The 22,304-nt window shown below is 73.4% G+C and carries 22 protein-coding genes; 14 read left to right on the top strand and 8 right to left on the bottom strand.

From position 1 onward, the window contains the following. Positions 1-125: 125 nt before the first annotated feature. On the bottom strand, positions 126-1,115 hold the full coding sequence (locus tag ACFU9E_RS18480; protein WP_380684489.1) for a polysaccharide deacetylase family protein: 990 nt from the start codon (positions 1,113-1,115) through the stop codon (positions 126-128). Between the two features lie 207 nt (positions 1,116-1,322). On the opposite strand from ACFU9E_RS18480, the gene ACFU9E_RS18475 reads away from it, so the two are divergent. Continuing rightward, positions 1,323-2,177 (top strand): SAM-dependent methyltransferase, encoded by an 855-nt coding sequence (locus ACFU9E_RS18475; RefSeq protein WP_380684490.1) that lies wholly within the window; start codon positions 1,323-1,325, stop codon positions 2,175-2,177. An 85-nt stretch (positions 2,178-2,262) separates the two neighbouring features. Here the strand turns inward: ACFU9E_RS18475 and ACFU9E_RS18470 are convergent, their stop codons facing one another. Continuing rightward, positions 2,263-3,132 carry an Fpg/Nei family DNA glycosylase gene (locus ACFU9E_RS18470; protein ID WP_380684491.1) on the bottom strand — a complete coding sequence of 290 codons (870 nt, stop codon included), beginning with the start codon at positions 3,130-3,132 and terminating at the stop codon, positions 2,263-2,265. Between the two features lie 202 nt (positions 3,133-3,334). On the opposite strand from ACFU9E_RS18470, the gene ACFU9E_RS18465 reads away from it, so the two are divergent. The 5 genes from ACFU9E_RS18465 (at position 3,335) to ACFU9E_RS18445 (ending at position 6,747) form a co-directional block, all read left to right on the top strand. Then, on the top strand, positions 3,335-3,793 hold the full coding sequence (locus tag ACFU9E_RS18465; protein ID WP_380684492.1) for an SRPBCC family protein: 459 nt from the start codon (positions 3,335-3,337) through the stop codon (positions 3,791-3,793). A gap of 88 nt (positions 3,794-3,881) precedes the next feature. Further along, positions 3,882-4,541: a hypothetical protein gene (locus ACFU9E_RS18460; RefSeq protein WP_380684493.1), complete on the top strand. Its 660-nt coding sequence runs from the start codon at positions 3,882-3,884 to the stop codon at positions 4,539-4,541. A gap of 92 nt (positions 4,542-4,633) precedes the next feature. Then, positions 4,634-5,473 carry a DsbA family protein gene (locus tag ACFU9E_RS18455; protein WP_380684494.1) on the top strand — a complete coding sequence of 280 codons (840 nt, stop codon included), beginning with the start codon at positions 4,634-4,636 and terminating at the stop codon, positions 5,471-5,473. Further along, on the top strand, positions 5,470-6,084 hold the full coding sequence (locus ACFU9E_RS18450; RefSeq protein WP_380684496.1) for a vitamin K epoxide reductase family protein: 615 nt from the start codon (positions 5,470-5,472) through the stop codon (positions 6,082-6,084). Before ACFU9E_RS18455 ends, ACFU9E_RS18450 begins: the two co-directional genes overlap by 4 nt. Before the next feature lie 81 nt (positions 6,085-6,165). Next, a complete protein-coding gene (locus tag ACFU9E_RS18445; RefSeq protein ID WP_380715143.1) occupies positions 6,166-6,747 on the top strand; it encodes a dihydrofolate reductase family protein in 582 nt (193 codons plus the stop codon). On the opposite strand, the gene ACFU9E_RS18440 is transcribed toward ACFU9E_RS18445, so the two are convergent. The 3 genes from ACFU9E_RS18440 to ACFU9E_RS18430 are packed head-to-tail and all read right to left on the bottom strand — an operon-like array spanning position 6,711 to position 9,659. Then, the gene (locus tag ACFU9E_RS18440; protein ID WP_380684168.1) at positions 6,711-7,721 is read right to left on the bottom strand and encodes an adenosine deaminase; all 1,011 of its coding nucleotides are present in this window, start codon (positions 7,719-7,721) and stop codon (positions 6,711-6,713) included. The two genes, ACFU9E_RS18445 and ACFU9E_RS18440, sit on opposite strands and share 37 nt — an antisense overlap. Before the next feature lie 43 nt (positions 7,722-7,764). Further along, the gene (locus ACFU9E_RS18435; RefSeq protein WP_380684167.1) at positions 7,765-9,045 is read right to left on the bottom strand and encodes an MFS transporter; all 1,281 of its coding nucleotides are present in this window, start codon (positions 9,043-9,045) and stop codon (positions 7,765-7,767) included. Next, positions 9,042-9,659 carry an ArsR/SmtB family transcription factor gene (locus ACFU9E_RS18430; RefSeq protein ID WP_380684166.1) on the bottom strand — a complete coding sequence of 206 codons (618 nt, stop codon included), beginning with the start codon at positions 9,657-9,659 and terminating at the stop codon, positions 9,042-9,044. The genes ACFU9E_RS18435 and ACFU9E_RS18430 overlap by 4 nt, the downstream gene beginning before the upstream one ends. Before the next feature lie 149 nt (positions 9,660-9,808). Here ACFU9E_RS18430 and ACFU9E_RS18425 point away from each other — a divergent pair, with 149 nt between their 5' ends. From ACFU9E_RS18425 to ACFU9E_RS18405, 5 genes are all read left to right on the top strand, one after another. Continuing rightward, positions 9,809-10,090: a DUF6158 family protein gene (locus ACFU9E_RS18425; protein WP_380684165.1), complete on the top strand. Its 282-nt coding sequence runs from the start codon at positions 9,809-9,811 to the stop codon at positions 10,088-10,090. A gap of 121 nt (positions 10,091-10,211) precedes the next feature. Then, positions 10,212-11,615, top strand: a complete 1,404-nt coding sequence (locus tag ACFU9E_RS18420; RefSeq protein WP_380684164.1) for an NADP-dependent succinic semialdehyde dehydrogenase — start codon at positions 10,212-10,214, stop codon at positions 11,613-11,615. Between the two features lie 340 nt (positions 11,616-11,955). After that, a complete protein-coding gene (locus ACFU9E_RS18415; protein WP_380684163.1) occupies positions 11,956-12,411 on the top strand; it encodes an RICIN domain-containing protein in 456 nt (151 codons plus the stop codon). 342 nt (positions 12,412-12,753) lie between these two features. Continuing rightward, entirely contained in the window at positions 12,754-14,262 is a 1,509-nt protein-coding gene (locus tag ACFU9E_RS18410; protein WP_380684162.1) for a DUF2079 domain-containing protein, read from the top strand. Between the two features lie 52 nt (positions 14,263-14,314). Then, complete coding sequence (locus ACFU9E_RS18405) at positions 14,315-16,048, top strand: DUF2079 domain-containing protein (RefSeq protein ID WP_380684160.1); 1,734 nt, start codon at positions 14,315-14,317, stop codon at positions 16,046-16,048. Between the two features lie 59 nt (positions 16,049-16,107). On the opposite strand, the gene ACFU9E_RS18400 is transcribed toward ACFU9E_RS18405, so the two are convergent. After that, positions 16,108-16,389, bottom strand: coding sequence for a hypothetical protein (locus ACFU9E_RS18400; RefSeq protein WP_380684159.1), 282 nt, complete (start codon positions 16,387-16,389; stop codon positions 16,108-16,110). 49 nt (positions 16,390-16,438) lie between these two features. Beyond that, on the bottom strand, positions 16,439-17,437 hold the full coding sequence (locus tag ACFU9E_RS18395; RefSeq protein ID WP_380684158.1) for a Ku protein: 999 nt from the start codon (positions 17,435-17,437) through the stop codon (positions 16,439-16,441). Between the two features lie 195 nt (positions 17,438-17,632). Between ACFU9E_RS18395 and ACFU9E_RS18390 the strand changes: the two genes are divergently transcribed. Then, complete coding sequence (locus ACFU9E_RS18390) at positions 17,633-17,881, top strand: hypothetical protein (RefSeq protein ID WP_380684157.1); 249 nt, start codon at positions 17,633-17,635, stop codon at positions 17,879-17,881. Here the strand turns inward: ACFU9E_RS18390 and ACFU9E_RS18385 are convergent. Beyond that, positions 17,856-19,130, bottom strand: coding sequence for a metallophosphoesterase (locus ACFU9E_RS18385; protein WP_380684169.1), 1,275 nt, complete (start codon positions 19,128-19,130; stop codon positions 17,856-17,858). The genes ACFU9E_RS18390 and ACFU9E_RS18385 overlap by 26 nt on opposite strands. Before the next feature lie 267 nt (positions 19,131-19,397). Here ACFU9E_RS18385 and ACFU9E_RS18380 point away from each other — a divergent pair, with 267 nt between their 5' ends. Continuing rightward, on the top strand, positions 19,398-20,840 hold the full coding sequence (locus tag ACFU9E_RS18380; RefSeq protein WP_380684156.1) for an amino acid permease: 1,443 nt from the start codon (positions 19,398-19,400) through the stop codon (positions 20,838-20,840). Positions 20,841-21,013: 173 nt separating this feature from the next. Continuing rightward, entirely contained in the window at positions 21,014-21,904 is an 891-nt protein-coding gene (locus ACFU9E_RS18375; RefSeq protein ID WP_380690013.1) for an EI24 domain-containing protein, read from the top strand. The last annotated feature ends 400 nt before the right edge of the window (positions 21,905-22,304 follow it).

Genomic DNA, 22,304 nt, shown 5'->3' with positions numbered 1-22,304 from the left:
GAGGCCCAAAAACCAGGGAAACGATTCTGCTAATCCACCCTTTCGGGTGGTTTAAGCGCTATTCCCGCGACCTTTCCGTTTCCTTGTTCCACCCCGATGTTCCACTCGTTCCACTCCCGGCACGCTCATCCGGGCGGGGCGGTGAAGTAGTAGCCGGAGTCGATCAGCACCGGCAGATAGGCCTTCAGCGCCGCCACCGTCTGCGAGCGGTCGCCGCCGCCGTCGTGGTTGAGCACGATCGAGCCGGGGCGGACGTCCTTGAGGACCCGGTCGGTGATCACGCCCGTCCCGGGCCGGGCCCAGTCCCGGGGATCGACCGACCAGGCCATCGGCCGCATGCCCATCTCCGCGCTCACCCGCAGGGCGGTGGAGGACCAGTCGCCGCCCGGCGCCCGGAACCAGGTCGGCACCTTTCCGGTGGTCCGGTGCAGCAGGTCGGAGGTGCGCTCCAGTTCGTCGCGCACCTTGCCCTCGGAGAGGCTGCGCAGGTCGGGATGGGTCCAGGTGTGGTTGGCGATGTGGTGGCCGCGGGCGGCGATCTCGCGGACCAGATCGGGGTGTTCCACGGCGTTCTCGCCGATCAGGAAGAAGGTGGCCCGGATGCCGTACTGCTCCAGCAGTGCCAGGACGGTCGGGGTGTGCCGGGGGTCGGGGCCGTCGTCGATGGTGAGCGCGACCACCTTGTGCCCGGGGTCCAGCTCGTAGACCGGCTTGCCGTCGGAGGAGGACGGCGCCCGCGCGGGCGACGGCGCCGCCGAGGCGGGGGCCGGCGCGGAGGGCGTGGAGGGCGCGGAGGGCGCCGCGGACGGACTCGCCGCGGCGGACGGCGTCCGGGCCACCGTCGGATCCGCGGACGGGGCCCCGACCGCGGACCGGACCGCCGTCGGGGTCGGGGTCGGGGTCGCGGTGCCGGTCGGTGTCGGAGTTCGGGTCGCGGTCGGGGTGAAGGCCGCGGAGGGGCTCGGGGCCCAGGACGGGCCCGGGGGGTCGGAGGGAAGGTCCGGGAGGGCGTCGGGGCCCGCCGCGTCGAGCGCCCGGGCGGCCTCCACGACCGCCGCGCCCCGGCCGCACCCGGCCAGCCCGAGCAGCGACATCCCGGCCGCGACCAGCAGCAATCTTCGCGAAGTAATCTGACGATCAGACAGCATGGCGAATGTCTCCCCCGTTCACCGGTCCGCCTCCCGGCGGCTACCCCGACGGGCTCGATCACCACCCCAACGGCCCATGTCACGACCGGTTCGCGCACCCCCTGACCGGATTCCGGCCGGGCCCGCTAGTCTGACCTCTCCCAGTCTGATGATCTGCCTTAAGAGGACGTGGCCATGACGAAAAGTCAGGATTTCGCCGACCGCTCCGACAACGACGACCCCGAGCTGAGCCAGTGGGAGAAGTACGGGGTCGACACCAGCACCCCGCACTCCGCCCGCGTCTACGACTACTGGCTGGGCGGGAAGACCAACTTCCCGCCGGACCGCGCGATGGGTCAGGCCATCGAGCAGGCGGTGCCGACCATGAAGGCGCAGGCCAAGGAGAACCGCGGCTTCCAGAAGCGCGCCGTGCGCCACCTCGCCGAGCAGTACGGCATCCGCCAGTTCCTCGACCTCGGCACCGGCATCCCCACCTCGCCGAACACCCATGAGATCGCCGAGTCGGTCAGCGCCGGCACCCGGGTCGTCTACGTGGACAACGACCCGATCGTGCTGGCCCACGCCCGCGCGCTGATGGTCTCCACCCCGGCCAGCCGCACCACCTACATCCACGCCGACCTGGGCAAGCCCGCCGAGCTGCTGGGCGACCCGGCCCTCAACTCGACGCTGGACCTCTCCCAGCCGGTCGGCCTGCTGATGATCGCCGTGCTGATGCTGATCGCCGACGAGGACGACCCGTGGGGCAAGGTCGCCGCACTGCGCGACGCGCTGCCCTCCGGCAGCTACCTCGCGCTGACCCACCCCACCCAGGACTTCAACGAGGCCGCCGTCGCCCAGGTGACCAGCTCCGCCCGCGCCGCCGGAATGACCCTGGTGCCGCGCAGCAAGGAGGAGGTCACCCGGTTCTTCGACGGCTGGGAGCTGATCGAGCCCGGCGTCGCCCCGGTGATGGCCTGGCACCCGGAAGGCGAGCAGCCCGAGGACCCGTACGCGGCGTACTACTGGGGCGGCGTCGCCCGCAAGCCCTGAGCCACCGCCCGGAACCCGGCCGCCACCGGCCCCGCCCACCCCCACCGGGCGGGGCCGGCCCGCAGTCCGCGCCCGTCGTCGGAGCTCACTTCAGCAGCCGGGACAGCCGCCGGTCCGCCAGCGGCCGGCCACCGGTCTGGCAGGTCGGGCAGTACTGCAGCGAGGAGTCCGCGAAGGACACCTCCCGCACGGTGTCCCCGCAGACCGGACACGGCTGCCCGGTCCGGCCGTGCACCCGCAGGCCGAGCTTCTTCTCCGCCTTCAGCTCCCCCGCCGCCAGCCCGCGCGAGCGCTCCACCGCCTCGCGCAGCGTCGTGCCGAGCGCCTCGAACAGCCGCGCCGTCTCCTCCGGCGACAGATCGGCCGCCAGTTTGTACGGGGACATCCGCGCCGCGTGCAGCACCTCGTCCGAGTAGGCGTTGCCGACCCCGGCGAGCACGGTCTGGTCGCGCAGCACGCCCTTGATCCGGCGCCGCTCGCCGCTCAGCAGCGCCCGGAAGCGCTCCAGGTCGAAGCCCGGGTCCAGCGGGTCCGGGCCGAGCCGGGCCACACCCGGGACCTCCGCCGCCTCCCGCACCACGTACACCGCGAGGCCCTTCTTGCTGCCCGCCTCGGTGAGGTCGAAGCCGTCCGCGTCCGGGCCCTCCAGCCGCACCCGCAGTGCCAGCGGGTTGCGCCCGCCCGGCCTCGGCGGCAGCGCGGGCAGGCCCTCCTTCCAGCGCAGCCAGCCCGCCCGGGCCAGGTGGACCACCAGGTGCAGCCCGCCGGCCTCGATGTCGAGGAACTTGCCGTGCCGCACGACCGGGCCGACGGTCCGGCCCGCCAGCGCGGTCACCGGCGGGTCGTAGGTCTTCAGGGCGCTGATCGCCACCGGCTGGACCTCGGCGATCACCCGCCCGGTCAGCCGCTGCGCCAGGTAGGCGGTCAGGGCCTCGACCTCGGGCAGTTCCGGCATGCGCCCAGTCTCGCGCAGCCACCCGCCGCCCGCCCGTCAGCCTGTCAGCCCGTCCGCCCGTCCGCCCGTCCGCCGTCGCGTTGTCGGCCGCCTTTGCCGTCCACCGCGCCCCGGCGCAGGCTGGAGGAGGCGACCGCGCGCCAGCCGAGGAGGTCGGTCCCGCCATGAGCACGCTTGAGGAACAGATCGACATCGACGCCCGGTGCTGGCCGCCTGGCAGCAGCTGCACCGGGTCCACGAGTACCCGCGCTTCGTCGACGGCGTCCGCAGCGCCCAGCCGCACGGCCGCAACCTCGCCCGTCTGGAAGTGGAGGTCGCCGGCGCCGAACGGGGCGTCGAGACCGAGATCACCGACCGGGGGCGCGGCCGGGTGATGACCTGGCGCACCCTGGACGGCCTGCCCCTGCACGGCGCCTTCGCGCTGCGTCCGCTGGACCGGGCGCACACCCGGGTGCAGATCCGCGTCGAGTACGACCCGGAGGAACTGCACGAGGTGCTCGGCGGCCCGCGCGGCTTCGCGCTCGCCGGGGCCGTCGAACGCGCCGTCCGCACCGACCTGACGCTGTTCCGGGAGCTGGTCGAGGCCCGGGTGGAGGCCGCCGCCGAGCCGCCCCCGCCGGTCGTCGAGCCGCCCCGGATCGTGGACGTAAACGGCATATAAGCGCAGCTCAGAAGCGGTGGTGAGGATCTTCACAGCAGTTCCGCCGGACCCGCCGTCCGGCCTTCCACCTGTGGCACACTCGGGTCCCATGAGCACGGCCCCGCTCCCCAGGACGCTGCGCGCGGCGATCTTCGCCGCGCTGCTCGTGCTGCTCGCAGGGCTCGGCCAGGTGCTGGTCACCGGCCGTCCGCTGGCGCTCGGCACGCTCGCCCTGGCCGGCGCCGCCGTCTTCGCGGTGGCCTTCGCCCTGGCGGGCCGCGAGCGCGGCTACGGCTCGGTCGTGGCGGTGTTCCTGCCGCTGGAACTCGGCCTGAGCGCCCTGTTCGGCCTCGCCCAGGCGACCTGTCCCTCGCTGCCGCCCGGCACCGGCCGCGGCCTCGAACCGCTGCTCTGCGGCGGCGGCTCGCTCGGCGGACTGCTGCTCGGCCACGGCCTCTCCCGGCCGCTCGGGCTGGTGGTACTGCTGCTCCTGCACACCGCGCTCGCGCTGGCCGCCGCCGCCTGGCTGCGCGGTGCCGACGCCGCGCTGTGCGCGCTGGCCCGCTCGGTGAGGATCCTCGGTGACTTCGCGCAGCGCTTCGCCGCCTCGGCCGGCCGCCGGCTGCTGCTGCTCGCCGCCCCGCTGCCCGCCCGCCCGGTGGCCCGGGTGCCGTTCCCGCGCGCCAGCCGCGTCCGGGTGCCCGCCGAATCCGTCGTCCTGCGCCCCGCCGTCCGGCGCGGCCCGCCGGTGATCGCGCCGGCCCGCTGAGGAGAGCCGCGGCGATCAGCCGCGAGGTCCTCGGCCGGCCGTGCCGCCCAGCGCCCGCACGCCGTTCCACGAGCACCAGGACGACCTTTCCCATGAGCACCTCCCCCAAGAAGTCCCCGCAGACCCCCAAGACCACCAAGGCCGCCGCCGCCGACCGCAAGGCGGCCCGCCGGGCCGCCACCGAGCGCATGCGCGAGCAGCGCGAGCGCGCCGACCGGTCCGCCCGGATCCGCCGCCGCGTGGTGGTCGGCGCCGCCTCCGCCGCCGTGCTCGCCCTGGTGGCCGGCGTGGCCTTCGCCGTCGGCGGCTCCTCCGGCTCCGGCGACACCGCGGCCTCCGGTCCGCTGGTCGTGCCGGCCAACGCCGGCGGCGCGGACGGCACCGTGATCACCTACGGCAAGGCCGACGCCCCGCACACCCTGGAGATCTACGAGGACTTCCGCTGCCCGTACTGCGAGCAGCTGGAGACCACGACCGGGGCGACTGTCCAGCAGCTCGCCGACGCCGGCACGTACAAGATCGAGTACCACCTGGCGACCTTCCTCGACCAGGGCCTCGGCGGCAAGGGCTCGCGCACCGCGCTGGCCGCCGCCGGCGCGGCGCTGAACGAGGGCGTGGACAAGTTCAAGCAGTTCCACGACGTGCTCTACGCCAACCAGCCGGACGAGCGCGACGACGCCTTCTCCGACGTCAACCACCTGCTCGACCTGGCCGGCAAGGTGCCGGGCCTGAAGACCGACGGCTTCGTCAAGGCGGTCCAGGAGGGCACCTACGTGCCGTGGGCGGTGCAGGTGAACAAGGACTTCGACAAGAGCGGCGTCACCGGCACCCCGACCGTCCGCCTGGACGGCCAGAAGCTGGACGTCTTCGCGGGCGGCGCTCCCGCCTCGCCCGAGAAGTTCACCGCGATGGTCAAGCAGGTGACCGGATGACCGCCCCCGTCACCCGCCGCACCTACGGCGCGAGCCGCCCGTACGCCCTGCTGCTGGTGATCGGCGGCGCGCTGGGGCTGTTCGCCTCGGCCGTCCTCACGCTGGACAAGATCCGGCTGCTGAAGGACCCGTCGTACGTCCCGAACTGCAATATCAATCCGATCATCAGCTGCGGCTCGGTCATGCGCAGCGACCAGGCCGAGGCCTTCGGCTTCCCGAACTCGCTGCTCGGCCTCGTCGGGTTCGCGGTGGTGCTCGCGGTCGGCGCCGGGCTGCTGGCGGGTGCGACCTACCGGCGCTGGTTCTGGCTGGGCCTGCAGGCCGGGACGGTGTTCGGGATCGGCTTCGTGACCTGGCTGATGTACCAGGCGCTGTACCGGATCGGGGCGCTCTGCCCGTACTGCATGGTGGTGTGGGCGGCGATGATCCCGCTGTTCTGGTACACCACGCTGCACAACCTGCGCTCGGGGATCATCCCGGTGCCGCGCGGCCTGCGCCCGGCGGTGCGGGAGGCGGCGCGCTACCACTGGGTGGTGCCGGCGCTCTGGTACGCGGTGATCGTGCTGCTGGTCCTCAAGCGGTTCTGGTACTACTGGTCCACACTGATCTGAGACCCCTGACCCGCACCGCCGCCCGCCCCCGGAGCCTCCTCGGCCCGGGGCGGGCGCACCCCGATCCCGGGCGAGGCGCCGATGTCGAAGATCGTCCTTTTCATGTCCGTCTCGCTGGACGGCTGCTTCGAGGGGCCGGACCGGGACATCTCCTGGAACCGGGTCGACGAGGAGGTGCACCGCTACCTCAACGCCGAGCTGGGCCGGATGGGCGGCTTCGTCTCCGGCCGGATCACCCACCAGCTGCTGGCCGACTTCTGGCCCGACGCCGACCGCGGCCCGGCCGTCGAACCCTGGATCGCCGAGTTCGCCCGGATCTGGCGGGCGATGCCGAAGACGGTCTTCTCCCGCACCCTGCGGCAGGCCGACTGGAACACCACCGTGCTCCCCGAGGTCACCCCGGAGGCGGTCGCCGCGCTCAAGGCGGCCGCCACCGGGGACCTCGCCCTCGGCGGCGCCGGCCTGGCCGCGACCTTCCGCGCCCTCGACCTGGTCGACGAGTACCACCTGCTGATCCACCCCGTGCTGCTCGGGCGCGGCCGCCGGCTGTTCCCCGCCGACGGCGCGCCCGAGGACCTGGAGCTGCTGACCACCCGCGTCTTCGGCAACGGGGTGGTCCTGCTGCGCTACGCCCGGGCGGCGGCCCGCGGCGCGAACTCGTAGGCGGCGACTTCGGCCAGCAGCGCGGCGCGGCGCTCCTCGTCGAGGAACGAGGCGTGGAAGGAGTTGGCGGCCAGCAGCCGCAGCGTCTCGTCCGCCAGGCCGAGCGCGTCGGCGAGGGCGTCGTAGTTGTCCCCCGCGTAGCCGCCGAAGTAGGCCGGGTCGTCGGAGTTGACGGTGGCCAGTAGGCCGGCGTCGAGGATGGCGGGCAGCGGGTGGTCGGCGAGGGTGTCGATGCAGCGCAGCCGGACGTTGGAGAGCGGGCAGAGGGTGAGCGGGATCCGTTCGCGGACCAGCCGCTCGACCAGCGCCGGGTCCTCCAGGCAGCGCAGGCCGTGGTCGATCCGCTCCACGCCGAGCACGTCCAGCGCCTCGGTGATGTACGCGGCCGGGCCCTCCTCGCCGGCGTGGGCGACCCGGTGCAGGCCGGCCTCGACGGCGAGCCGGTAGACCTCGCGGAACTTGGCCGGCGGGTGGCCGACCTCGGCGGAGTCCAGCCCGATGCCGGTGATCCGGCCGCCGAACCAGGGGCGGGCGGCCTCGAAGGTCTCCAGCGCGGACTCGGCTGACTCGTCGCGCAGGAAGCACATGATCAGCCTGGTGCTGATGCCGTGCCGTTCCTCGCTGCGGTCCAGCGCCCGGCCGAGGCCGTCCACGACGACGGACAGCGGCACGCCGCGCGCGGTGTGCGCCTGCGGGTCGAAGAAGATCTCGGCGTGCCGCACCCCCTGCTCGGCCGCCCGGGCCAGGTAGGCCTCGGCCAGCTCGGCGAAGTCCTCCTCGGTCCGCAGCACGGCCATCAGCGCGTAGTACAGGTCGAGGAAGGACTGCAGGTCGGTGAAGGCGTAGGCGCGCCGCAGCTCCTCGGTGTCCGCGTACGGCAGGGTGACGCCGTTGCGGGCGGCGAGCGCGAAGGCGAGCTCGGGCTCCAGGGTGCCTTCGATGTGCAGGTGCAGTTCGGCCTTGGGGAGGGGCATCGGTGCCTGTCCGGGAGAGCGGTACGAATACGAAGTGGTCATCCTACTTTTTTGCCTCCCCCGACCACGCATCGGGCAGGTCACGCACCCGCCGCAGCGGCGAGGCGATCAGCAGCCCGGCCGAGGCCGTCAGCAGCGCGATCGTGATCCACATCGCCGGACGCAGCCCGAGCACCTCCCCCAGGACGCCGCCGGTCACCGCACCGAGCGGGATGGTCGCCTGGTTGGCCGCCATCGAGGTGGCCACCACCCGGCCGAGCAGCTCGGGTGGCGCGTAGCGCTGGCGGAAGCTGCCGATCACGACGTTGGCGAGCACCACGCCGGCCACCATCACCGCCAGCCCCGCCGCGTACAGCAGCACCCCGGCGCCCGGCCGGGCGCTCGGCAGCAGCAGGCCGAACGGGGTGACGGTGAGCAGGGCGAGCAGCACGCCGCGCGCCGTCCCGAACCGCCGGGTGACCGGGCGGACGAGCGCGGCGCCGGCCACCCCGCCGAGCGCCCCCGCGGCGCCCAGCCAGCCGACCGCCGCAGGGGCCACCCCCAGCTCCTCGACCAGGAAGAGCACCGACACCGCCTGGTAGCCGGCCAGCGCGAGGTTGGCGACGGCCCCGTAGCGCAGCAGCGCGCCCAGGTACGGGTCACGGCGGACGAAGGCCAGCCCCTCGCGGACCCGGCGGCCGAGCGGGGCCGGGTCGGCCACCGGCGCCCGGGCCCCCCGGCCACGGATCAGCAGCAGCGCCGCGGCGGCGGCCAGGAAGCTCGCCGCGTCGACCAGCAGTCCGGCGGCGGCGCCGAAGGCCTGCACGGTGAGCCCGGCCACGCCCGGCCCGGCGACCTGGGCGGCCGAGGCACCGCCCTGGAGCTTGGCGTTGCCCTCGGCGAGCCGCTCGGGGCGCAGCAGATCCGGCAGGTAGGCCTGGTGGCCGGCGCCCAGGAAGACCGCCGCGGTGCCCGCGAACAGCGCGACCACCATCAGCTGGGCGAGGGTCAGCACGCCGAGCAGGGCGGCGGCCGGCACCGAGGCGTACAGCACCGCCGAGAGAAGGTTGGCCCGGACCAGCACGGTGCGCCGGCGCCACCGGTCGATCCAGACCCCGGCCGGCAGACCGATCAGCGGCCAGGGCAGCCAGACCGCGGCGCTCAGCAGGCCGGCCGCGAGCGGTCCGGCGTCCAATGCGACCACCGCGACCAGCGGCAGCGCGACGGCGGTGACGGCGGAGCCGAGGCGGCTGACCGTCTCGCCCGCCCAGAGCAGCCGGAAGTCGCGGTCCGCGAACAGACCGGCGGGTAACCGGGGGGCGTCCCGCAGCTCGGTGTCCGTCATGGCCGGGCCGGGACGCTGTGGGCGAAGGCGAAGACCGACTCCCGTGCGCGGCCGTCCCCGGGGACCGGCCGGTCGGCCCACCGGGCCAGCACCGCGATCAGCTCGCCGGCCAGCTCGCGGGCCTCCTCCGGAGTGAGCCGCAGCCAGGTCTCGGTGGCCACCGCGCAGCCCTCCCGCCAGGGCTCGGGGTAGTCGTGCCGGGCGGCGGACCAGCCGCGCACCAGGGCGGCCTGGCGCTCCAGCTGGAGCGAACCGGCCGCGTCGGCGACGGCCTCGCCGACCGGATCGCCGGCGAAGTCGGCGCGCCGCCAGCGCGGGGTGCCGGCGGTCGGGCGCCACCAGCGTTCGCGGCGGTCGCGGGCCAGCTCGGGGGCCTCCTCGACGAGGTCGGCGCCGACCAGCACCTTGAGGTGGTGGCTGATGCTGCCGACGGCCTGGCCGGTGCGTTCGGCGAGCAGGCCGACGGTGGCGGGGCCGTCCACCGCGAGCAGGTCCAGGAGGCGGCGGCGGACGGGGTGGGTGAGGGCGGCCAGGACGCGGGAGTCGGCGACTTGCCGGACGCCGTCCGCGCCTTCGGATTCGGTGGGCTCGCCGGGTTCGTGGGGCTGGGTCATACGGCGAGGATATCCACAAGAACCCTTGCGCAACAGACCTTGTGCAAGAGTTCTTGTCCATTCCGGAGACCGTTCGACGCGTACCGGAGGGTCTCGCGGGGCACCGGGTACTCGGGGGGTTTCCGGTTCCCGCCGAGGAGGGAGTGGACATGCCGCACCCCGACGCCCCGCACACCAGGCCCGAGGGCATCTCCCCGCACGCCCTGGACAACGACACCCTGGTGCACGAGCTGGAGCAGCTGCACCGGACCAGGCACGAGACCTTCCTGTACGGCTCCGAGGAGGCGCTCAAGCGGCACACCCTGCGCACCGGGCAGCTGGAGGCCGAGTACCTGCACCGCTTCCCCAACCGCCTGGTCACCGCCGGCCGGACCAGGGCCGGCGCCCGTGCCCGCACGGCGGCGGTCCGGGCGGAGGCGCTGCCGCACTAGGAACCCGCGGACCACCGCCCGGCGGGACACGCCGGGCGGTGTCGGGGTGCCCCGGCGCGGGCGGTGGGCGAGGGTGGGAGGACCGACACGTCCCACTCCGCGCACCCCTGGGAGGGCCGCGATGCCCATCGCAAGCGTGAACCCCGCGACCGGCGAGACCCTGGAGACCTTCGAACCCCTGGACGCGGCCGGCCTCGAACAGCGGCTGGCCCGCGCCGAGGCGGCCTTCCGGACGTACCGCACCACGTCCTACGCCCAGCGCGCCGGCCTGCTGCGCCGCGCCGCCGACCTGCTCGACCAGGAGCGGGAGACCGTCGCACGGACGATGACCGAGGAGATGGGCAAGCCGCTCACCGCGGCCCGCGCCGAGGCCGCCAAGTGCGCCAGGGCGATGCGCTGGTACGCCGAGAACGCCGAGGCGCTGCTCGCCGACGAGCACCCGGAGCCGGCCGACGTCGCCGACTCCGGGGCGGCCCGGGCGTACGTGCGGTACCGGCCGCTGGGCGTGGTCCTGGCGGTGATGCCCTGGAACTTCCCCTTCTGGCAGGTCGTGCGGTTCGCCGCGCCCGCGCTGATGGCCGGCAACGTCGGCCTGCTCAAGCACGCGTCCAACGTGCCGCGCACGGCGGTCGCGCTGGAGGAGCTGTTCCGGCGGGCCGGCTTCCCGGAGGGCTGTTTCCAGACCCTGCTGATCGGCTCCGGCGCGGTGGAGGGCGTGATCCGCGACCCCCGGGTGGCCGCGGTGACGCTCACCGGCAGCGAGCCGGCCGGCCGGGCGGTCGCGGCCACGGCGGCCGACGAGGTGAAGAAGGCGGTGCTGGAGCTGGGCGGCAGCGACCCGTTCGTCGTCCTGCCGAGCGCGGACCTGGACGCCGCCGTCGCCACCGCCGTCACGGCGCGCTCGCAGAACAACGGGCAGTCCTGCATCGCCGCCAAGCGGTTCATCGTGCACACCGAGGTCTACGACCGGTTCACCGCCGCGTTCACCGAGGCCATGCGGGCGCTGCGGGTCGGCGACCCGATGGACGAGGCCACCCAGGTCGGTCCGCTGGCCAGCCGGCAGGGGCGGGACGACCTGGCCGAACTGGTCGACGACGCGCGGGCGCACGGGGCCGGGGTGGAGTGCGGCGGGCGCCGCCCGGAGGGCCTGGACGCGCGGGGCCTGGACGGCGGGTGGTTCTACGAGCCGACCGTGCTGACCGGCATCACGCCGGGGATGCGGATCCACCACGAGGAGACCTTCGGCCCGGTCGCCACGGTCTACCGGGCGGACGATCTGGACCACGCGGTCGCGCTGGCCAACGACACCCCGTTCGGCCTGAGCTCCAACGTCTGGACGGAGGACCCGGCCGAGCAGGACCGGTTCGTGCGGGACATCCAGGCGGGCGGGGTGTTCTTCAACGGCATGACGGCCTCGCACCCGGCCCTGCCGTTCGGCGGGGTCAAGCGCTCCGGATTCGGCCGGGAACTGTCCGGACACGGCATCCGGGAGTTCTGCAACATCACCACGGTCTGGGTGGCGTAGTCCGCGCCGTCCGCGCCCCCGGTCGGGGCGCGTGCGCCCCGACCGGATCCGGCCAAGTTTCCGGACAGCATATTTCTCCGTTTTGTCCGATTCCCTGACGACCGGCATGGCCAGCGGAGGAGGCCACCCTTCACATCCCGTGGACCTGCCGTCCACAAAACTCCCTTCGTTGACAAACTGACGAGAAAATACTTCTCATATGCATAAATGCTGAGCTGCTTCATTCCGAATGGCCGAACGCGGGTGCATCAAGAACGGCGAGAACTCGACGGCCGCGCATTTCCGGATACCTTCTGGGACGACCGGCCGGAGGGGTCGGTCATCACGGGAAGGAAACGCGATGAAGCTCCTCAAGCGCGCCGCTGCCCTCGCCGCCTCGGCGGCCGTCCTGGCCGGCGGCACGACCGTCCTGGCCGCCACCCCGGCGGCCGCCGCCACCGAGATCACCCTCCAGAACGTCGCCACCAGCCGCCTGCTGGACAGCAACGCCAACGGCAACGTCTACACGCTCCCCGCCAACGGCGGCTCGTACCAGCGCTGGTACGCCAACAACCTGGGCAACAACACCTTCACCCTGCAGAACAAGGCCACCGGCCTGTTCCTGGACAGCAACGCCAACGGCAACGTCTACACCCTGGGCGGCAACGGCGGCAGCTACCAGAAGTGGGTGAAGCGGGCGGCCCCCTACGGCAGCACCTACCAGAACCTGGCCACCGGCCTGTTCCTGGACAGCAACGCCAACGGGAACGTCTACACCCTGAGCGGCAACGGCGGCTCGTACCAGCAGTGGCGCTGATCGTCCATCAGGTCGAAGAATCGTCGGTTCATGTCAATGATGTGACTGCTCATCATCCCTGAACTGCACTTTCGTCGACCAGGAACTGCCCTCCCCGACGCCTCAATCGCCGGGGAGGGCATCACCATGCTACGGTGCCCGGCCAGGGGCCTGTGCCCGGCGGCGTTCGCTCACGGCCGAACCAGCCCGCCGCCCCGGACCGCCGACCAGAATCGGCCGCAAGACCACTCGCACCCGGAACGACGGGGATGTTCAGTGACAATTAGTACACTCACATCAGCACTCCACCGTAGGACGGAGGGTGACGAACCGTCGGTCGTGTTATCCCCCGCCGATCGGCGGGTGCGGGTCATTCCCTGGGCGGTCGCCCTGACGCTGTTCCTGGTTTACGCGTTCTTCACCGTCCGCCGCCACGACCTGCTGCTCACCAGCGGGTACGACCTCGGAATCTTCGAACAGGGCGTGCGCGGCTACGCCGAGGGCCGCGGCCCGATCGTCGAACTCAAGGGCCCCGGCTTCAATCTGCTGGGTGATCACTTCTCCCCCGTCCTCGCCGCCCTCGCCCCGTTCTACTGGATCTGGCCCTCGGCCAAGACCCTGCTGCTGGCGCAGTCCGCCCTGGTGGCCGTCGCCGCCGTACCGATCTGCCGCTGGGCGCTGCGCGGCGCCGGGACGGCCGTCGCGCTGGCCGCCGGCCTCGGCTACGGGTTCTCCTGGGGGCTCGCCTCGGCGCTCGGGTTCGACTTCCACGAGATCACCTTCGCGGTGCCGCTGATCGCCTTCGCGGTCTGCGCGCTCGGCGAGCGGCGCTGGCTCGCCGCCGCCCTCTGGTCCGCGCCGCTGGTGCTGGTCAAGGAGGACCTCGGCATCACCGTGGCCGCCGTCGGCGCCTACATCCTGTGGCGCGGCGACCGCCGGGTCGGCGCGGCCACCGTGCTGTTCGGCATCGGCGCCTCGCTGCTCGAACTCCTGGTGCTGCTGCCGGCGATGAGCCCCGGGGGCAGCTTCGCGTACTGGGACAACCTGAGCGGCGGCTCGGGCGGCCGCAACCTGCTCACCCTGCCGCTCGACCTGATCACCCCGGGCGAGAAGGTCACCACCGTCCTGCTGCTGCTCGCGCCGACCCTCCTGCTGGCCGCCCGTTCGCCGCTGATGATCGTCGCGCTGCCCACCCTCGGCTGGCGGCTGCTCTCCAACAACCCGGCCTACTGGGGAACCAGTTACCACTACAGCGCGGTGCTGATGCCGATCGTCTTCGCGGCCTTCGTGGACGTCCTGGTGAAGGCGCGGGAACGGGACGGCGTGCTGCCCAGGTGGCTCGCCCGGGCCGCGCCGCCGGTCAGCGCGGTGATCACCCTCGCGCTGCTGCCCGGGTTCGCGTTCAGCCAGCTGTTCACCCTCGACCTGTGGCGCACGCCGGCCCGGGTCGAGGCGGCCCGGTCGGTGCTGGCCACCGTCCCGGACGACGCCCGGGTCGCCGCCTCCAACCGGCTGGTGCCGCAGCTGACCAACCGCTGCGAGGTCATCGTGTTCGGCTGGCCGCAGAAGTGGTCGAGCGCCGAGTGGATCGTGGTCGACGAGGACCAGCCGATGGGCTGGCCACTGTCGCCCGACAAGGAGCGCGAGGAGATCGCCACCGTCAAGCGCAGCGGCTACCGGGTGGTCCGCAGCGACCACGGCATCACCCTGCTGCGGCGCACGCCCGCCGCCACCGCGGTGGCGGCCGAGGCGCCCGCGCCCGGTACACCCGACGCCGGTACGTCCGGAGCCGGTACGTCCGGAGCCGGTACGTCCGGAGCCGGTACACCCGGAGCCGGTACGCCCGCGCCCGGTACGCCCGAGGCCGGCTGACCCGCCGCCCGCCTCCGAACCAGCCCCCGTCTCCGACCAGTTCAGGGATCCCGTGCCAGTCGAAACCGGGCTCAGCCCGTCCACCCGCGCGAACCGGCCGCTGCTGCCGCGCGCCGTCCGTCCGTCCACGCCCGGCAGCACCGGCCCGCTCACCGGGCGCCGGACCGCCGTGCTGACCCTGCTCTGCTTCGCCGTGACCGCGGCCTGCGGACTCCAGCAGTGGTCGGCGGTCCTGCTCGGCGGCTTCGACCTCGGGATCTTCCACCAGGGCGTGGCCGGATACGCGGACTTCGGCCTGCCGATCTCCCCGGTCAAGAGCTACCACCACGAGTTCCCGCCGGGCTTCTCGCTGCTGGGCGACCACTTCTCGCCGATCCTGGCCGCGCTCGCCCCGCTGTACTGGCTCTGGGAGGACCCGCGCACGCTGATCCTCGGCCAGGCGTTACTGCTCGCCGCCGGCGTACCGCTGATCCGCCGGATCGCGGTGCACTGCTTCCCCCGCCCGGCCGGCGGCACCGGGGCGACCGGGGAGAGCACGGAGGGCGGCGCCGGAGCGGGCGGGGCCGGGGAGGGCGAGGCCGCGCACACCCGCGCCGTCCGCCTGGTCGCCGACCTGGCCGGCCTGGCCTACGGCCTCGGCTGGCCGCTGCTGGCCGCCGGGCGCGGAGGCTTCCACGAGGTCGCCTTCGCCGTCCCGCTGACCCTGTTGATGCTCGAACGCGGCCTGGCCCGCCGCTACGGCACCGCCGCCCTCGCCGCCGCCCTGCTCTGCCTCACCAAGGAGGACCTCGGCCTGCTGGTCGGCGTCCACGGCCTCGTCCTGCTCTGGCGCAGCCGCCCGCGCGGCGACCGGCAGGGCGAGCGGGCCGGGGACCGCCGCGGCCTCGCCTACGGCGCCGGTCTGCTGGTCGGCGGCCCGCTGGCCTCCGCGCTGGCGATCGGCTGGCTGATCCCCGCGATGGGCGGACAGCCGGACTACTACTGGGTGTACGGCCCGATCGGCCCGGACGCCGGGACCGCGTTCGGCAACCTGCTCCGCGACCCGCTGCTGCTCTTCGAGGTCGCCACCAACGCCACCATCAAGCCGTTGCTGCTGCTCTGGCTGTTCGGCACCCTGCTGCTGCTGCCGCTGCGCTCCGCGACCACGCTCTGCCTGCTGCCGCTGCTCGCCGAGCGCGTGCTCTCCGACAACCCCAACCACTGGTCGATCGCCCACCACTACGACGCCCTGCTCTGGCCGGTGCTGCTCACCGCCTCTCTGGAGGTGCTCGGCCGCCTGTACGCCCGGGGCGGGACGCACCGCCGCGCCGCCTACGGCCTGGGCGGTGTGGTGGTGGCGGGCTCGCTGGTGTGCAGCCTGCTGCTGGGCGGGCTCAGCCTGCTCACGCCGAGTTCCTGGCGGCCGTCGGCGAGCAACGCCGCCCTGGTCCGGGGCGCCGAACAGATCCCGGACGGCGCGCTGGTGGAGGCCGACAACCAGGTGGTGCCCCGGCTGGTCGGCCGCACCGACGTCGTCCTGGTGGACGCCACACCGCGCGGACGCGACTACGTCCTGATCCGCTCCGACACCCGGACCTTCCCGTTCCAGACCTCGGACGAGCAGGCCGACCGGATCGAGCTGCTGCTCGCCCACGGCTACCGGCAGGTCTGGGCCGAGGACGGGGTGGTGCTGCTGCACCGCGAGAGCGACGAGCCGGTCCCGGGCGAGGCGGTCCCCGGCGAGGACAGCACCCCGGTGAAGGAGATCGTCCCCTCGGACGTCGGCCACAACCTGTTCAAGGGCTGACCACGCGACGGTGTCCCCGGCCGTTCGGCACGGACCGGGGACACCGGCTGCGGGTGGGGTCAGACGGCCACCCGGTGTCGGGTCGGGAGGGACGTCCGCCAGCGCACGAACATGCCGGCCAGGGCGAGCAGGGTGGCGCCCCAGACGATGCTGAAGATCACCAGCATCGGCAGCCAGACCACCTGGGAGGCGACGGCGCCGAGGCCGAGCGAGAGGCCGACCATGAAGACGACGGCCGTCGGACTGAGACTGCACAGCCAGTGCAGGGCCCGGTGCGCCCGGCTCGGGTGCTCCGGCGCGTCGGGGCCGGTGTCCAGGGCCTTGTAGGTGATGAGATCCATCGGGCATCGCCTCCGGGGGCGTCAGGGGAGGTCACGGGGCCTTCCGAGGTCACGAGGCCTTCCGGGGAGTGGCGGACTTCCGGGTCGTGGTCTTCTTCGCGGCGGCCTCGGTGGTCTTCTCGGCCGTCGTGGCCTTCTTCGCCGACGTGGCCTTCTTCGCCGACGTGGTCTTCTTCGCCCCGGCGCGCTTGCGCGGGGCGGGCGCCGTCTCCGCCGACGCCTCCGCCGCCGCGGCGTCCTCCGGCTCCTCGGCGCGGGTGCGGCCCGGGTGGGCGTCCTTGGCCTGCCGCAGGCTGCTGCGCAGCGCCTCCATGAGGTCGATGACGTTGTCCGGCGCCGCCCCCGCCTCCTCCTCGTGCGGCACCTCGACGCCCTGCAGCCGCGCCTCGATCACCTGCTGGAGCGCCTGCTGGTAGTCGTCGTGCAACTGGTCGAGGTCGAAGTCCTCGGACAGCGTCTCCATCAGCGAGCGCGCCATCTTCAGCTCCTGCGGCCGCACGGTGACGCGCTCCTCGGGCGCGATGCCGGCCGCCGGGCGGACCTCGTCGGGCCAGATGCAGGTCTGGAGCACCAGGGTGCCGTCGTGCACCCGCAGCACCGCCGGGGACTCCCGGGTGCGCAGCGCGATCTTGGTGACGGCGATCTGCCCGGACTCGACGAGGGCGTCGCGCAGCAGCGCGTAGGGCTTGGCGGCGGCCTTGTCGGCGACGCCGACGTAGTAGGCCTTGGAGAACATCAGCGGGTCGATCTCGCCCTCGTCGACGAAGGCCAGCACGTCGATGATCTTCTTGCTGGGCAGCGGGAGGTCCGCGAGGTCCTCGTCGGTGAGGGTGACGGTCCGGCCGTCCGGCGACTCGTAGCCCTTGGCGATCTCCGTGTACGGGACCTCCTTCTCCTCCTGCTCGCAGTACCGCTTCATGCGTACCCGGCCGCCGTCCCTGGCGTGCACCTGGTGCAGGGGGACGTCGTGCTCCTTCGTCGCGGAGTACAGGTGGACGGGGATGGAGACCAGGCCGAAGCTGATCGTCCCCTTCCAGGTGGTCTGCATGGGGTCGCTCCTTCCCGGAGCCGTCCCGGCGGTTCGCGCTGACCGGGGCGCCCGGCCCCGGAGGATTCCACTCTGCCCGGGTTTGCCCCGTTCGGCCACAGGATGCCCGCCGGGGCGGCCTTCGCGGGCCGGTCCGGCGGACAATGGACGACGGGGCTCAGGTGGGAGCGCGGGGGCGGGGACGGAGGTGGGCGGATGGCACGGAGCGCCGGATCGGCCCCGCCGCCGGCCGCGACGACGTACCGGGTGCGGTACGCGCTCGCCGGCACGGCGGAGGTGCGGCAGGCCGAGGTCACCGTGCTGCCCGGGTACTCGCGGGAGGACGACATCCCGGCGATCCTGGCCGCCCGGCTCACCGGGCGGCCGGCGGACGCGCGGCGGATCGTCCTGCTGGGGGTCACCGAGGCCCAGGAGTGTGTCAGGCCCGGAGCGAGGCCAGCGTGACGATGGTGATGTCGGACGGCGCGCCGACCCGGACGGGCGGCCCCCAGGCCCCGGCGCCGCGCGTCACGTAGAGCTGGGTGTCGCCGTAGCGCTCCAGCCCGGCGACCGTGGGGTTGGGCAGCTTCGCGATCAGGTTGCCCGGCCAGAGCTGCCCGCCGTGGGTGTGACCGGAGAGCTGGAGGTCGACGCCGTGCCGGACCGCGTCGTGGATGGTGACCGGCTGGTGCGAGAGCAGGACGGCGGTACGGGCCGGGTCGCGGTCGCCGAGCGCCCTGCCGAAGTCGGGGCCGTCGCCCTCCCGCGTCCCGGCGATGTCGTTGACGCCGGCGAGGTCGAAGCCGTCCAGCTCCACCCGGGCGTTGCGCAGCGGGTGGACGCCCAGCTCGCGGACGAAGTCCACCCAGGGCGCCGCGCCGGAGATGTACTCGTGGTTGCCGGTCACGAAGTACGCCCCGTCGCGGGCCCGCAGCTGCGCCAACGGTTCGGCGTCGCGGCCGAGTTCTGGCACCGTGCCGTCGACCAGGTCGCCCACGACGGTGATCAGGTCGGGCTGCGCGGCGTTGATGGTGTCCACGATCCGCTGGGTGTGGGCGCGGCCGAGGATCGGGCCGAGGTGGATGTCGCTGACGACGGCGATCCGGTACCCGTGGGCGCGGGCCGGCAGTTTGGCGAGCGGGACGGTCACCTGCTTGAGCCGGGGTCCGCGCAGCACCCCGTAGGTGCCGGTGCCGACCACGGCCGCCGCCGCGCCGGAGGCGCCGATCGCGACCGCCCGGGCGACGAACAGCCGCCGCTCCGGAGAGGGGGCGACGGGCCTTGACGGACCGTCACCCTCCGGCGCCGGAGCCGCTTCGGCGACCTCCGGGGCCTCCGCACCCTCCGCGGCATCGGCGGCGTCCGGGGTCTTCACGGCCGCCCCGGCCGGTACGGCACGCCGGGTCGGCAGCCGCAGCAGCAGCGGCCGCAGCAGTTCGCCGAGGCCGAGCGCGATCAGCAGGTAGAGCAGCACCGGCAGCCACAGGTAGCCCGGCCAGGCGAACCAGCGTTCGACCGCCATCGGGAACGCCTTCCCGCCGATCAGCGCGCCGACCGAGAGCAACGGCAGCAGGACGGCGAGTACCGTCCCGGCCCGGCGCCAGAGCCCGCCCGGCGCCGAGACGTCGCGCACCAGCCGGCGCCAGAGGTACCAGTGGACGAGGGTCAACAGGGCGAGGACGAGGAGGGCGCCGAGCACCATAAGGACGATCATCACGCGAAAAGTATGGACGGCCGCCTGACAAACCCCGCCGGAGGGCCCCAACCTGCTGGCGCTGCGTCAGATTTGAGCTTTCCGCCAGCTTTTCGCACCTGCGCTGACCTGGCCTATTACGTCCGCTGAACGGACACTTGGCGGCGCCTTGTTCCGATAGCCGGAGGCAGCGGTTAGGTTGCACCGCAATGCGCGGATCCGTCCCCCACCCTCCGGCGTTCGAGCCGAGGGTCAGGCCGCGCTGGAAAGGCACAGGGCACCCTCACGATGCGTGCGGACATCACCACCCGGGCCGGATCCTCACCGGCCGGCTCCTCCGTCTCCGGGCACGGCCACGGCGGCGACGGCCATCTCAAGGCCGGGCTCAAGAACCGGCACCTGTCGATGATCGCCATCGGCGGCGTGATCGGCGCGGGCCTCTTCGTCGGTTCCGGCGCGGGCATCGCCGCCACCGGCCCCGGCATCCTGCTCTCCTACGCGCTGGCCGGTGTGCTGGTCGTCCTGGTGATGCGGATGCTCGGCGAGATGGCCGCGGCCGACCCGCAGAGCGGCTCCTTCTCGGCGTACGCGGACCGGGCACTGGGCCGCTGGGCCGGGTTCACCATCGGCTGGCTGTACTGGTTCTTCTGGGTGGTGGTGCTGGCCGTCGAGGCCACCGCCGGCGCGAAGATCCTCAACAACTGGATGCCGGGCGTGCCGCAGTGGGCGTTCGCACTGATCGTGATGGCCGTGCTGACCGCGACCAACCTGGGCTCGGTCGCCTCCTACGGCGAGTTCGAGTTCTGGTTCGCCGGGATCAAGGTGGTGGCGATCGCCGCCTTCCTGGTGATCGGCACGCTGGCCGTGTTCGGCCTGCTGCCCGGCACCCACGCGGTCGGCGCCTCCAATCTGACCGGCCACGGCGGCTTCCTGCCGCACGGGGTGGGCGCGGTGTTCACCGGCATGCTGACCGTGGTCTTCGCCTTCATGGGCAGCGAGATCGTCACCCTGGCCGCCGGTGAGTCGGAGGACCCGGAGAAGGCGGTCAGCAAGGCGACCAACAGCGTCATCTGGCGGATCGGGATCTTCTACCTCGGCTCGATCCTGCTTGTGGTGACCCTGCTGCCGTGGGACTCCGCCGCCGTCAAGGGCAGCCCCTACGTCGCGGTGCTGGAGCACGTGGGCATCCCGGGCGCCGGCCGGGTGATGGACGTGATCGTGCTGACGGCCGTGCTGTCCTGCCTCAACTCGGGCATGTACACCGCCTCCCGGATGGCCTTCTCGCTGGGGCAGCGCGGCGACGCGCCGAAGGCCTTCGCGACGGTGACCAAGCGCGGCGTGCCGCGGGTGGCGATCCTCTCCTCGGTGGTGTTCGGCTTCGTGGCGGTGTTCTTCAACTACACCTCGCCCGACACCGTCTTCGCCTTCCTGCTGAACTCGTCCGGCGCGGTGGCGCTCTTCGTGTGGCTCGTGATCTGCTTCTCCCAGCTCCGGATGCGCCGGATCATCGAGCGCGAGTGCCCGGAGCGGCTGACCGTCCGGATGTGGCTGTACCCGTACCTCACCTGGACCGCGATCGGCATGATCGGGTTCGTGGTGTCGTACATGTTCACCGACGCCGACGGTCGGAAGCAGATGTACCTGTCGCTGGTCGCCGCGGGCATCGTGCTGGCGGCGTCGGCCGTGGTGGGCCGCCGGCGGCGGGCCGCGGCGGTGGCGTCGGCATCCTGAGCCGGCGCGCGACACCGTCCGCGGGGACCGGGCCCGGGAGCCGTTGCGGAGGCTCCCGGGCCCGGCCCGTTCCCCCCGGCGCCGCCCCGGTTCCCCGCCCCGCCCCTTCCGGTGCCGTTCCGTGACGGGCCGGACATGATCCGGGGATGCCGCAGCCCCTACCCTTTCCCCTCATGCGAGATCTTGCGGCGGGGATGGGGTATCTGGCCAAGGGCCAGAGGTGGGTGGCGCGGCACGGCCGCTGGTGGGCGTTCGGGATGATCCCGGCGCTGATCACGCTGGCCGGCTACGTGGTGGCGCTGTTCCTCCTCGGCGGCTGGGCCGGGGACATCGCCGCGTGGGCCACCCCGTTCGCCGACTCCTGGTCCTCGCTCTCGCAGGGCCTGCTGCGCACCACGCTCGCCGCGCTGGTCTTCGTCGGCGGGCTGCTGCTGTCCGTGCTCACCTTCACCGCGGTCACGCTGCTGGTCGGCCAGCCGTTCTACGAGGCGCTGTGCGCGCGGGTCGACGAGACCGAGGGCGGCGCGCCCGCCCCGCCGGAGGTACCGCTCTGGCGCGAGCTGGTGGTGGCGGCGCGGGACAGCCTCTTCGTCCTGGTGCGGGCCGGCGGCTTCGGCGTGCTGCTGTTCGCGGCCGGGTTCATCCCGGTGGTCGGGCAGACCGTGGTGCCGGTGCTGGGCTTCGCGGTCTCCGGCTTCTTCCTCTCCCTGGAGCTGACCTCGGTCGCGCTGCAGCGGCGCGGGGTGGCGCAGCGCGAGCGGCTGCGGCTGCTGCGCGGGCGGCTGGGGCTGGCCCTCGGCTTCGGCGTGCCGCTGGCGCTGGGCTTCCTGATCCCGCTGGTGACGGTGATCGCCATGCCGGGCGCGGTGGCCGGTGCCACCCTGCTGGCCCGCGACCTGGTGCCGGTGGAGGAGACGCGGCCCCCGGCCGAGGACGGCGACGAGCCGCGGGACGCGGCGGCCGTGCCGGAGCTGCCGGAGTACGAGGTGCGGCGGCCGGTGGCGGGCAACCCGTACGCCGCCGCCGCGCGACCGGTGGAGCCGAACCCGTACCGGAGCGCGTGAGCGGCCCGTCACTCCGCGTCCGATCGGGCCCGGCCCGCGTGTGAGGCCTCCCACAGGGGCCGGGCCGTCTACTGCCGTCGATAGTGGACGCCCGCCCGGCGGGGCTCCGCCGAGCGGGCGCGGGGCACCCCCCGGCGTACGGCGGCACGGACGGCCTGACGGCACCGGGCCTGAACGACGCAGGCGGCGGGCCGGTTCGGACCACTCGTTCGCGGGCGATCTCCGGGATCCGCCCATCGGTTCAGCAAAACGGACAAATCACCATGAAGCGCCCGCCGTCGGCCGGGCGCTTCGCCGTTCCGGTCGCTCGCTCCACTACCGTCCGTCGTAGCAGACGGCTTTGCCGCCCGTGCCGGGCTCTGCCAAGAATGGCCCGTCGCCGGGCAGCGCGGCCGGTCCC

It is taken from the genome of Kitasatospora sp. NPDC057595, assembly GCF_042800875.1.
Taxonomy (GTDB): Bacteria; Actinomycetota; Actinomycetes; order Streptomycetales; family Streptomycetaceae; genus Kitasatospora.
This window is presented reverse-complemented; position numbering and strand designations above follow the sequence as displayed.